The following is a 12,916-nucleotide window of genomic DNA, read 5'->3' on the forward strand; positions in this document are numbered from 1 at the left end:
GGCTTTTTACCCCAGACATCATTGGCCGCAGCACGCACTGCACGCCGCGCAGCTTCACGCACCAGCTCGATATCCTTGCGACGCGCACGCGGAATACTGTCAACAGCGCTGACGACTGCATCATAGAGCAAGTCTTCAATCAGATTACGCTGACTGTCTTCTTCCGGCAAACCAAAGGCCACAACCTCCGGCTCATCATAGATTTTATGCTGATTATCGAGAAGAATGGACACCGCCACATGACCGACATAAGCCAGCTTCCGACGCTCGGTGATGCCCATTTCATCTTCATCACCGATCAGGCGACCATCTTTATAGATGCGGCCGTAAGGTGCTTCATCAATAATCTTTGCAGGTCCCGGAGCCAAACGCAGCACATCACCGTTACGCACCTGTGCCACATCCGGAATACCGGCCTGTATGCCCAATGTGCCCTGCGCAACCAGATGCGCGGCTTCACCATGCACAGGCACCAGAATTTGCGGGCGTACCCATGCATACATGCGCTTCAACTCATTGCGGCGCGGATGGCCGGAAACATGCACAAGCGCATCATCATCCGAAATAATCTTGATGCCCTGCTCGATCAGCATGTTTTTGATTTCAATGATTGATTTTTCATTACCCGGAATAGTACGGGATGAGAAAATCACTGTATCACCGGCGGTCAAAGCCAGTGAGCGCATTTCATCGCGTGCCAGTTTGGCAAGCGCAGCGCGTGGTTCACCCTGACTACCCGTCAGCACCATCACCACATTTTCACGCGGGACATAACCATAGTCTTCCTCTGAGAGGAATTCCGGCAGACCTTCCATATAGCCGAGCTCGGTAGCCACCGAGATACAACGCTTCATTGAACGGCCAACCACCAGCACCTGACGACCGGCATCACGCGCAGCCTCGGCAATCGAGCGAATACGGCCGACATTGGAAGAAAATGTGGTGATTGCCACACGGCCTTTGGCATTTTCGATCAGCTCACGCAGACTTTCCGATACCTGACGCTCGGATGGCGATTCACCTTCGCGCATCGCATTGGTACTGTCGCAGACCAGCGCCAGTACGCCTTCATTACCCAGCTGTTCAAAGCGGGTTTCGTCGAGCACAGGCCCGAGCGACGGCTCCGGATCGATCTTCCAGTCGCCCGTATGGATCACACGGCCAAGCGGCGTGGTAATCGCCAGCGATACCGGCTCAGGAATGGAGTGCGTAACGGCCAGCGCTTCAATCTTGAATGCGCCGACTTCAAAGCTTTCACCGGCGCGGAACACAGTCACCGGAATTTCCGGCGCATTATATTCGGCCTGACGCTTGGCTTCGAGCAATCCGGCGGTAAACGGAGTTGCATAGACCGGCAGGCGCAAACGCGGCCAGAGATCCAGCAGCGAGCCATAATGATCTTCGTGCGCGTGGGTAATGATAATGCCGCGGATATTATTACGCTCGGCTTCCAGATAGCGGATATCCGGCAGGATCAGGTCAGCCCCCGGCAATTCAGGACCTGCAAAACTCACGCCCATATCGATAATGATCCATTCACGCGCATGTTCCGGCCCGTAGCCATACATTGCGAGGTTCATACCGATTTCGCCTACGCCGCCCAATGGCAGGAACACCAGTTCCGCTTTGCCATTCACAGCGCTATCGTTTTGCACATCATCCAAACGGGACTGGGGCATTCCCCCTCCTCAATAAATATTACTTCCGACACATTATCATGTGGCGTTTTCCATGCTCTTTTAAAGACAGAGCCGGATGCGCACAGGCATGACAATGCAAATTCAACATATTAAAGCATTTCCAGCAAAAGTGGGTACCGGTTTTGCGCCGGATAATGCGTAAAACAAAGAATTAGAGCGGTTCCAACGATTCAGTCATAACTGGAAGCGCTCTAATTTCATGACCGCTAAAGTGATTTGAAGCAAGAATAGTTCTCAAAAATTCTCAACTTACAAAAAGAAAACTGAAGTTTTGCACTTCAACTTAACAATTATAGCAATACCGGCCTTTTAGCAGTTCACAGCCTGCACTTCATTACAGAATGCTTTAGCGTGTTTCAGCACCAAAGAAAACCTCACCGGCTGAGATCGTCTGTTTTCGCCCCTGCGGCAGTGTCAGAACCAGATGCCCCTGTGGATCGATCGAGGAGAAGATACCTTCCAATGTCTCGCCACCGCTCTGCACCCGAATGACTTCACCAAGCCTTGCTGCGTGGCGCAACCAATGGGTGCGGATAGTTTCCAGCCCCTGCCCGTCATTCCACAAAGCAAAGTTCACAGCAAAGCGTTCTGCCAACGCCTGCAAAAGCTGTTCGGCACCTTGTGAATAGCCATTGTCTTTCAGGCTGCTCACGGCATAGGGCACGCCCTCTGGTATATGCAGGACATTCACACCAATGCCGATAACCAGTGCCTTGCGACCGTCTTTCAGCAAAGCGGATTCCAGCAGGATACCCGATAGTTTCGCGCCATCAGCCAGCACATCATTCGGCCATTTCAGCTGAAACCGTGTCTCTGTCTCCGGCAGCAATTGCTCAACGGCTTCAACCAGTGAAAGACCGGCGACGAAGCTCAGTGTGGCAGCCAGTTCCAGCGGATAATCATGAATAAGCAGCAAGGTTGCAGCGAGATTACCGGTCTGTGTTGACCATTCGCGTCCACGACGACCGCGACCGGAGCGCTGATCCTTTGTCACATACCAGACAGCACTTTCCGCCCCTGTCTGTGCTTCGGTCAAAGCCTCGGCATTGGTTGAGCCGATATATTCGAATTCCTTTAGCCCGTAACCGGCAGCAATTGTTTTTTCACTCAGAACAAAACTCATCATGCACCTTACAAAAAGAAACGCCCGGCATAAACCGGGCGTTTATAACATGCTTATTCAGATCGTATCAGAAAAATGCTTTGGCAGCATTTGTCGCCCATATCATGATCGGCGAAGCGATCAGCGCATAGAGCAGAACGAAAGCTGCGGATACGCCCATCACCAGTTTCAGCTCACCGGCGGGTGCTTCAAGACCGCCTGCAGGCTCATCAAACCACATGATTTTGATAACGCGCAGATAGTAGAAGGCACCAACAACGGAAGCCACGATACCGATAACCGCCAGCGGCACCAGACCAGCCTGAACTGCTGCAAGGAATGTGTACCACTTACCGAAGAAACCGGCCAGCGGAGGAATACCTGCAAGCGAGAACATGAAGATGGTCATGATTGTCGCCATCACCGGATTGGTGCGGGACAGGCCTGCCAGATCATTGATCTCTTCAACAGTGCCGCTCTTGTTACGCATTGCCAGAATGAATGCGAATGTACCCAGTGTCATCACCAGATAGATCAGCATGTAAATAGCAACGCCGCGCACACCGTCTACAGTACCGGCAGCAAGACCAACCAGAGCATAACCAACATGGCTGATGGAAGAATAGGCCATCAGGCGTTTGATGTTTTTCTGACCGATCGCAGCGAAAGCACCGAGGATCATCGAAGCCAGAGCCACGAAAACGATAATCTGCTGCCAGTCAGCGGTCAGCGGTGCAAAGGCACCCATGGTCACGCGTACCAGCAATGCAATAGCAGCCATTTTCGGAGCCGCAGCAAAGAAAGCGGTTACAGGGGTTGGCGCACCTTCATAAACATCCGGTGTCCACATATGGAACGGAACAGCGGAGATTTTGAATGCCAGACCGGCCATGATGAAGACCAGACCAAAGACCAGCCCCAGCTGTCTTGTAGTCCCCTCGGCTCCGCCGGTAACGGCAGCAGCAATATCAGCAAAGTTGATTGTGCCGGTATAACCATAGACCAGAGAAATACCGTAGAGCAGCATGCCCGAAGACAGAGCGCCGAGAACGAAATATTTCAGACCGGCTTCTGTGGAGCGCACACTGTCGCGGTTGAAAGCGGCCAGCACATAGAGTGCCAGAGACGACATTTCGAGGCCGAGATAGAGAGCCAGCATATTGTTGGCGGATACCATCAACAGCATACCGACAGTCGACAGCACAACCAGAACCGGAAACTCAAACTTGTTGAATTTCTGGTCTTTGGCAAAGCCGACCGACATGATCAGCGTGACGACCGAACCGATCAGTGTCAGCACTTTCATGAAACGGGTGAAGCTGTCGCTGATAAATGCCGAGCCGAAAGCAGCGCCGTCAGCAGGGAAAACCAGCACGAGTGCGAGCGCACCAAGCAGCAATGCTACAGAAAGACCCGTAACAATGGTGTTGGCACGGTCGCCGGAAAATACACCCACCATCAGCAGCACCAGGGCGCCAACTGCGAGCAGCACCTCCGGTGCAGCGAGAGTAAGGTGGGCAATCAGATCGGTGTACATCGCTCGATGCCTTCGTCTTAATTTGCAACAGGCATGGCAACACTTGCCACAGCCGCATTGTAGTTGGTGACCAGAGCGTCAACGGCACTCGCAGTCGCATCAAAGACCGGAACCGGATAGACACCGAAGAAGATCGTCAGAATGACGAGCGGATACAGGATTGCTTTCTCACGCGGAGACAGATCCAGCAGCGCTTTCAGGCTTTCTTTATCAAGCGCACCGAAAATGACGCGGCGATAGAGGTAGAGCGCATAGGCAGCCGACAGGATAACACCGGTTGTTGCAATCACAGCAATCCATGTATTGGCCTGGAATACACCGAACAGTGTCAGGAATTCACCGATAAAGCCGGAAGTCCCTGGCAGACCAACATTGGCCATGGTGAGGATCAGGAACACAACCGCATATTTCGGCATGTTGTTGACCAGACCACCATAGGCCGAGATATCACGTGTATGCATACGGTCGTAAACCACGCCAACGCAAAGGAACAGACCGCCGGAAATGATACCGTGCGACAGCATCTGGAACAATGCACCCTGCACACCCTGCGCATTGGCAGCAAAGATACCCATGGTCACATAACCCATATGGGCAACGGACGAATAGGCGATCAGCTTTTTGATATCGGTCTGAACCAGAGCCACCAGAGAGGTGTAAACAATGGCGATAACCGAGAGCCAGAATACGAATGGTGCAAAGTCTGCGGAAGCCAGCGGGAACATTGGCAGCGAGAAACGCAGGAAGCCGTAGCCACCGAGTTTCAGGAGAATACCGGCCAGAATAACCGAACCGGCTGTCGGCGCTTCAACGTGCGCATCAGGCAACCATGTATGAACCGGCCACATCGGCATCTTCACCGCGAAAGAAGCGAAGAAGGCCAGCCACAACCATGTCTGCATTGATGCCGGGAAGTCGTAAGCCAGAAGGGTCGGAATATCCATTGTACCGGCGGTGAAATACATTGCCATCATAGCAATGAGCATCAGCACCGAGCCCAGCAGCGTATAGAGGAAGAATTTCAGGCTGGCGTAAACGCGGCGCTGACCACCCCATACACCGATGATAATGAACATCGGAATAAGGCTTGCTTCAAAGAAAACGTAGAACAGGAACATATCCAGTGCGCAGAACACACCGATAACGAGCGTTTCAAGGATCAGAAACGCCACCATATATTCCTTGACGCGGAAGTCCACGGACTTCCAGCTCGCCAGAATACAGAACGGCATCAGGAATGCGGTCAGAACCACAAACAGCATGGAAATACCGTCCACGCCCATGTGATAGCTGATACCTTCACCGAACCATGCATGTTTCTCAACCATCTGGAAACCGGCATTTGAATTATCAAAGCCTGCCCAGATCACCAGAGACAATGCAAAAACAAAGATTGTGGTCAGAAATGCAACATTACGGATATTGCGGCGCGCTGCCTCGCTGTCGTCCTTGATCAAGAGGATCAAGAACGCACCTACGAGCGGCAGAAACGTGACCGTTGAGAGAATTGGCCAGTCGGTCATCAGAAAGAGCTCCCGATCATCATCCAGGTGACGAGCGCGGCGACACCGATAAGCATCGCGAATGCGTAGTGATAAAGGTAACCGCTCTGCAGCTTAACAACGCGGTTGGTAATGCCGACTACACGAGCCGCCACACCATTCGGACCCATGCCGTCGATGATCTTGGTATCGCCGATTTTCCAGAGGAAGCGGCCAAGAGCCATGCTCGGGCGGACGAACAGGAAATCATAGAGTTCGTCGAAGTACCACTTGTTCAGCAGGAACTGGTACAGGCCAGGATGACGGGCTGCAATTGCCTTCGGTGTTTCCGGCGAGCGGATATAGAAAGCCCATGCAAAGATGAAACCCAGCACCATTGCAATGAACGGCGAGAATTTAACCCAAGTCGGCACACCGTGGAAGTCATGCAGAATATGGTTATCCGCACCGGTGAACAGAGCGCCCTTCCAGAAAGCATCATAATGATCGCCGAAGAAGTAACCGACGAAGAAGAAGCCTGCGAAAAGTGCACCAACTGCGAGAACGAACAGCGGAACCAGCATCACCGGAGGTGAATCATGAACGTGATGCATAACTTCAGCGGTGGCGCGTGGCTTACCGTGGAAAGTCATGAAAATCAGACGCCATGAGTAGAAAGATGTGAATGCAGCAGCGATCACCAGCAGCGTGAAGGCAAAGCCTGACGCAGCTGAGTGCGAAGCAAATGCAGATTCAATAATCGCATCTTTGGAGAAGAAGCCGGCAGTACCGATAACAGTGCCCGGAATACCAAGACCAGTTAGCGCAACAGTACCGATGATCATCATCCAGTAAGTGGTCGGGATCAGCTTACGCAGACCACCCATACGACGCATATCCTGCTCGTCTGATACCGCATGGATCACCGAACCGGCGCCCAAGAACAGCAGAGCTTTAAAGAAAGCATGTGTGAACAGGTGGAATACGGCAGCGCCGTAAGCGCCGACGCCGAGTGCCACGAACATATAACCGAGCTGCGAACAGGTCGAATAAGCAATCACGCGCTTGATGTCGTTCTGTACCAGACCAACGGTCGCGGCAAAAAATGCAGTGATCGCACCGATAATGGTTACAACCAGCAGAGCTGTTTCAGACTGTTCAAAGATCGGCGACATGCGCGCAACCATGAACACACCTGCGGTTACCATTGTCGCCGCGTGGATCAGAGCCGACACAGGTGTCGGGCCTTCCATCGCATCAGGCAACCATGTGTGCAGCAGGAACTGAGCCGATTTACCCATCGCGCCCATGAAGAGCAGCAATGCAACAACGGTCAGAGCGCCTTGTTTGTCGAGTTCAAAACCGAGGAAGCTCAGCACAACCTGCGATGCATTTTCACCGGCAGCATAATTCTGAGCTGTCGAGAAGATCGTGGCATAATCCACGGCGCCGAACAGAACGAAGATACCGAAAATACCGAGCAGGAAGCCAAAGTCACCAACGCGGTTGACCACGAAAGCTTTCATCGCAGCCGCATTGGCCGAAGGTTTCTTATACCAGAAGCCGATCAGCAGGTAGGATGCAAGACCCACGCCTTCCCAGCCGAAGAACATCTGAACCAGATTGTCAGAAGTTACCAGCATCAGCATCGCAAAGGTAAACAGCGACAGGTAAGCAAAGAAACGCGGACGGTGCGGATCGTGATGCATGTAGCCGATCGAGTAGATGTGCACGAGCGCCGATACGCTGTTGATAACAACAAGCATAATCGCGGTCAGTGTATCCACACGGATCGCCCAGTCAAAAGACAGGGTACCGGAAGTCAGCCAGTGGAGAACCGGCACACGGACAGGCTCGGACGAGCCCATTGCAACAGTAAAGAACGCAACCCATGACAGCGCAGCCGCAATCACGAGGAAGCCGGAAGTGATATATTCGCTGGCTTTGGCACCGATCTTATTGCCGAACAGACCGGCAATAAGAAAACCAAGCAGCGGAAGGAAGACGATCGCGTAGTAGAGCATCTGCCCGTCAACCTTTCATGACATTGACATCTTCCACCGCGATCGAGCCACGGTTACGGAAGAACACGACAAGAATAGCAAGACCGATTGCCGCTTCAGCAGCTGCAACAGTCAGGACGAAGAGTGCGAAAACCTGCCCGACCAGATCGCCGAGCGTTGCGGAGAACGCAATAAAGTTCAGATTGACCGAGAGAAGAATAAGTTCGACCGACATCAAAATGACGATCACATTCTTACGGTTGAGGAAAACCCCGAAAACGCCAAGCGTAAACAGGATCGCCGACACGGTCAGATAATGTTCGATACCGACTACCATCATGAGGCTCCTGTTAAATACCCTTGCCTGTTTCGACTTTTTTGATCTCGATCGCAGTTTCCGGTGTACGGGCAACCTGCGCAGGGATCGACTGACGTTTGACGCCTTCTTTATGACGCAGGGTCAGCACAATCGCGCCGATCATCGCCACCAGCAGGATCAGGCCGGCAATCTGGAAGTAGAAAACGAAATCCGTATAGAGAATGTCGCCAAGCGCCTGTGTATTCTGGCGTGTCGCCACATCAGGGATCGGGTAAGCGGCATTTGCTGCAATTTTCGGCGAGAAGATCGAGGCGGAGAAAGCCAAAATCAATTCTGCCAGCAGAACCACACCGACCAGAGCACCAACCGGCGCATGTTTAAGCGCGCCCTGTTTGAGCTCAGCAAAATCCACATCCAGCATCATGACGACGAAGAGGAAGAGAACCGCCACAGCACCGACATAAACAACCACAAGGATCATTGCCAGGAATTCAGCGCCCGTCAGCAGGAACAAAGCCGCTGCGTTGAAGAAAGCCAAAATCAGAAACAAGACCGAGTGAACGGGATTGCGTGCGGTGATAACCATCAGCGCACTCGCAATCATGATGAAGGCGAATAAATAGAAAAACGCCGCCGCTATACCTGTCAGCATGGGGTTCCCCAATATCCTTTAACTTGGCAAGGCAACTTGCCTGTCCTACCACCTCATATCCCACAGCCAAAAACCGCGACATGAGGCAAAACTTCAAGCACAACAGCCATGAGCACCAAAAAGCTCCGACTATTGCACCAACTTAAATATTCAGAGCATTTCCGGTTTAAATTGAACCGCAGGAAATGCTCTATCTTTTTGTTTTCCGACGCGCATCTTATCCGAAAACCGCTTCGCACTTTTCGGGATGCGCTTCAGCCCTGCCCTTTCCGGACAGAGGAACTCATCTTAGCGATCCGATGGGCTTAACCCATCTTAGCGATAAGGTGAGTCCATCGCGATATTGCGCGCAATTTCACGTTCCCAACGGTCACCATTGGCGAGCAGCTTTTCTTTATCATAGTAAAGCTCTTCGCGGGTTTCCGTGGCGAATTCGAAATTCGGCCCTTCAACAATCGCATCAACCGGACAGGCTTCCTGACAGAAACCGCAATAAATGCATTTGACCATATCAATGTCATAACGCACGGTGCGGCGGGTTCCGTCATTGCGGCGCGGACCGGCTTCAATTGTAATTGCCTGTGCCGGGCAGATCGCTTCGCATAGCTTACAGGCGATGCAGCGTTCTTCTCCATTCGGATAACGGCGCAGGGCATGTTCACCGCGGAAGCGCGGTGAAACAGGACCTTTTTCATGCGGGTAGTTCAATGTTGCCTTAGGCGCAAAGAACTGACGCATGGAGAGAAAGAATGCTCCGACGAATTCTTTCAGAAGCAGTGATTTAGCGGCTTGAGCGATAGAAGCCATGTGATGTCTCCTTAACCTACGAGGCCGGTAAATTTGAGGAATGCAGCGGTCGCCACAACCATGAACAGCGAGATCGGCAGGAATACTTTCCAGCCCAGACGCATCAGCTGGTCATAACGGTAACGCGGTACGAATGCCTTCACCATCGCGAACATGAAGAAGCACATGCAGAGCTTCAGCATGAACCAGACAATGCCCGGCACCCATGCGAGGAACCATACATCCACGATTGGCAGCCAGCCGCCAAGGAACAGAATGGTCATCAATGCGCACATCAGAGTGATGGCAACATATTCACCGAGGAAGAACAGCAGGAACGGTGTCGACGAGTATTCGATCATATGACCGGCAACAAGTTCGGATTCCGCCTCAACCAGATCGAACGGAGGACGGTTGGTTTCCGCCAGTGCCGAGATAAAGAAGATCACGAACATCGGGAAAAGCACGAGCCAGTTCCAGTCGAGGAACGAATTCGGCAGACCCAGCGAAGTACCAAGACCTGTGGACTGAGACATTACGATGTCGGTCAGGTTCAGGGAGCCGGCAACCAGCAACACTGTTACAATCACAAAGCCGATCGAAACTTCATAGGAAACCATCTGCGCTGCGGAGCGCAGTGCGCCGAGAAACGGATATTTCGAGTTTGAAGCCCAGCCGCCCATAATCACGCCATAAACTTCAAGTGAAGATATAGCGAGAATATAAAGGATACCGACATTGATATTGGCAATTGCCCAGCCTTCACTGACCGGAATAACTGCCCATGTTGCCAGTGCCAGCAGTGCCGAAATAAATGGCGCCAGCAGGAACACGGCTTTGTTGGCACCCGATGGGATGATCGGCTCTTTGAATACGAATTTCAAAAGATCCGCAAAAGCCTGAAACAGTCCCCAAGGGCCGACAACGTTTGGTCCCCGACGCAACTGTACCGCAGCCCAGATCTTACGATCTGCATAAAGCAGATAGGCTACAACAATCAGCAATACGACGAGCAGAACGACTGACTTCAGCGCTATGATCAGCGCCGGTAAGACGTAAGCTGCAAAAATACCGTCCATTTTCCCGTCTCTCTCTTACAGCACTGCGTGGTTTTTAGTTCCACGCAAGGGCAAGCTGTAAACCTTATTATTTAGCAATATCAGCTCCTTAAACCCGAAAGCTTAAGGAGCTGTATGCATCAATGCTTATTCGGCTGCCTGCTGGAAGCCACCCTTTGCCAGCGCGGAACATTCAGCCATCACAGCTGAAGCGCGGGCAATCGGGTTTGTCAGATAGAAATCTGTGACAGGCGAAGCAAATGCAACGCCCTTTATCGCAGCTGCTTTTGCACCGAGAGCTGCGATATCCGCAACCTGACCGGCAGCCACTGCGTCAATCTGAGCCATATGTGGGTAGTCTGCATAAAGCGCTGCACGCAGCTGAGCCAGACTGTCAAACGGCAATTTCGCACCCAGAATATCAGACAATGCACGCAGAATTGCCCAGTCTTCCTTGGCTTCACCCGGAGCAAAACCGGCACGGTTTGCCAGCTGAACGCGGCCTTCAGTGTTTACATAGGTACCGGATTTTTCTGTATAGGTGGAACCTGGCAGGATCACATCAGCAGCATGTGCACCGGCATCACCATGGGTACCGATATAAACAACGAAGCTCGAACCCTTGTTGGACAGATCAAGTTCATCTGCACCGGCAAGGAACAGCACATCCATCTGGCCAACCATGTCAGCAGCATTAGCACCGCCCTCACCCGGCACGAAGCCGAGATCAAGTGCGCCGACGCGGGCAGCAGCAGTGTGCAGAACTGCAAAACCGTTCCACTCTTCACTCACTGCGCCAACGGCATTCGCCAAAGCAGCAGCCTGAGCCAGTACAGCCTCACCGGTTTCACCGGTCAGTGCACCCTGACCAATCAGGATCAGCGGACGCTGTGCATTTTTCAGAACATCAAAGAACTTGTCTTTGCCGCTTGCTACCTGAGCCAGCGTATCAGAACCAGCGCCGAGATAGTTATAAGCATAACGCAGGTCTGCCTGTTCACCGATCAGACCAATCTGCAGACCACCCTGACGCTGACGCTTCAGAATACGTGCATTCAGCACCGAAGCTTCAAAACGCGGGTTGGAACCCACGATCAGAATCGCATCAGCCTGTTCAATACCTTCAATCGTCGGATTGAAGATGTAAGAAGCACGGCCGAATTTAGGATCGAGCGCAACACCATCCTGACGGGCGTCAATATTGACGGAACCGAGTTTGGTCATCAGGCTCTTCAATGCGTAGAGTTCTTCCACATTGGCCAGATCACCGGCAATCGCGCCGATTTTGGCTGCGGAAGTCTTGGCAACAGCAGCTTTAACCGCAGCGAATGCTTCAGACCAGCTTGCAGCCTGCAGACGACCATTGACGCGAACATAAGGGCGGTCAAGGCGCTGGGTGCGCAGACCATCCCAGATGAAACGGGTCTTGTCGGAAATCCACTCTTCGTTCACCTGTTCGTTCAGACGCGGCATAATACGCATCACTTCACGACCACGGGTATCAACGCGGATATTTGAACCAAGAGCATCCATCACGTCGATAGACTCGGTCTTGTTCAGCTCCCAAGGACGTGCCTGAAACTCGTAAGGCTTGGATGTCAGCGCGCCGACCGGGCACAGATCAATCACATTGCCCTGAAGTTCAGAGGTCATTGCGCGTTCGAGATAGGTGGTGATTTCAGCATCCTCACCGCGACCTGTGAGGCCGAGCTCGGAAATACCGGCAACTTCCGTGGTGAAACGAACGCAGCGCGTGCAGTGAATGCAGCGTGTCATGATCGTTTTGACCAGAGGGCCGATATATTTGTTTTCAACAGCACGTTTGTTTTCGCGGTAACGCGAACCATCGGTACCGAAAGCCATCGCCTGATCCTGCAGATCGCACTCACCGGCCTGATCGCAAATCGGGCAATCCAGCGGGTGGTTGATGAGCAGGAATTCCATCACACCTTCACGGGCCTTTTTGACCATAGGTGTGTTGGTGAAGATTTCAGGTGTTTCGCCGTTCGGACCCGGACGCAGATCGCGTACGCCCATAGCGCAGGATGCAGCCGGCTTCGGCGGTCCGCCTTTAACTTCAACCAGGCACATGCGGCAATTGCCGGCAATGGAGAGGCGTTCGTGGAAACAGAAACGCGGCACGGTAGCGCCAGCCTCTTCGGCTGCCTGAAGAAGCGTGTAGTGATCGGGTACTTCGATCTCGTTACCGTCAACTTTGATCTTTGCCATCGCTTGTCCAAACCTGCGGCACTTGCCGCATTCTTTTAAACCCCCCCCC

The 12,916-nt window shown here is 52.6% G+C and carries 10 protein-coding genes; all 10 read right to left on the reverse strand.

The annotated features are described in order from the left end of the window. A partial coding sequence (locus A918_RS0114330) for a ribonuclease J (protein WP_022711729.1) occupies positions 1–1,679 on the reverse strand: 1,679 nt, incomplete at its 3' end. A 367-nt stretch (positions 1,680–2,046) separates the two neighbouring features. Beyond that, positions 2,047–2,826 carry a biotin--[acetyl-CoA-carboxylase] ligase gene (locus A918_RS0114340; protein WP_084664841.1) on the reverse strand — a complete coding sequence of 260 codons (780 nt, stop codon included), beginning with the start codon at positions 2,824–2,826 and terminating at the stop codon, positions 2,047–2,049. A 64-nt stretch (positions 2,827–2,890) separates the two neighbouring features. Next, positions 2,891–4,339: an NADH-quinone oxidoreductase subunit NuoN gene (gene nuoN, locus A918_RS0114345; RefSeq protein WP_022711731.1), complete on the reverse strand. Its 1,449-nt coding sequence runs from the start codon at positions 4,337–4,339 to the stop codon at positions 2,891–2,893. A 17-nt stretch (positions 4,340–4,356) separates the two neighbouring features. Continuing rightward, positions 4,357–5,862, reverse strand: coding sequence for an NADH-quinone oxidoreductase subunit M (locus A918_RS0114350; RefSeq protein WP_022711732.1), 1,506 nt, complete (start codon positions 5,860–5,862; stop codon positions 4,357–4,359). Next, entirely contained in the window at positions 5,862–7,844 is a 1,983-nt protein-coding gene (gene nuoL / locus A918_RS0114355; RefSeq protein WP_022711733.1) for an NADH-quinone oxidoreductase subunit L, read from the reverse strand. Before nuoL ends, A918_RS0114350 begins: the two co-directional genes overlap by 1 nt. Positions 7,845–7,851: 7 nt before the next feature. After that, positions 7,852–8,160, reverse strand: a complete 309-nt coding sequence (gene nuoK, locus A918_RS0114360; protein ID WP_022711734.1) for an NADH-quinone oxidoreductase subunit NuoK — start codon at positions 8,158–8,160, stop codon at positions 7,852–7,854. A gap of 13 nt (positions 8,161–8,173) precedes the next feature. Further along, the gene (locus A918_RS0114365) at positions 8,174–8,794 is read right to left on the reverse strand and encodes an NADH-quinone oxidoreductase subunit J (RefSeq protein ID WP_022711735.1); all 621 of its coding nucleotides are present in this window, start codon (positions 8,792–8,794) and stop codon (positions 8,174–8,176) included. Positions 8,795–9,109: 315 nt separating this feature from the next. Next, positions 9,110–9,601, reverse strand: coding sequence for an NADH-quinone oxidoreductase subunit NuoI (gene nuoI, locus A918_RS0114370; RefSeq protein WP_022711736.1), 492 nt, complete (start codon positions 9,599–9,601; stop codon positions 9,110–9,112). Positions 9,602–9,612: 11 nt separating this feature from the next. Beyond that, positions 9,613–10,659, reverse strand: coding sequence for an NADH-quinone oxidoreductase subunit NuoH (gene nuoH / locus A918_RS0114375; RefSeq protein WP_022711737.1), 1,047 nt, complete (start codon positions 10,657–10,659; stop codon positions 9,613–9,615). A gap of 126 nt (positions 10,660–10,785) precedes the next feature. Further along, positions 10,786–12,867, reverse strand: a complete 2,082-nt coding sequence (nuoG, locus tag A918_RS0114380) for an NADH-quinone oxidoreductase subunit NuoG (RefSeq protein ID WP_022711738.1) — start codon at positions 12,865–12,867, stop codon at positions 10,786–10,788. Positions 12,868–12,916: the final 49 nt, after the last annotated feature.

Origin of the sequence: Pseudochrobactrum sp. AO18b, assembly GCF_000409565.1 — a bacterium.
Classification (GTDB): domain Bacteria; phylum Pseudomonadota; class Alphaproteobacteria; order Rhizobiales; family Rhizobiaceae; genus Pseudochrobactrum; species Pseudochrobactrum saccharolyticum.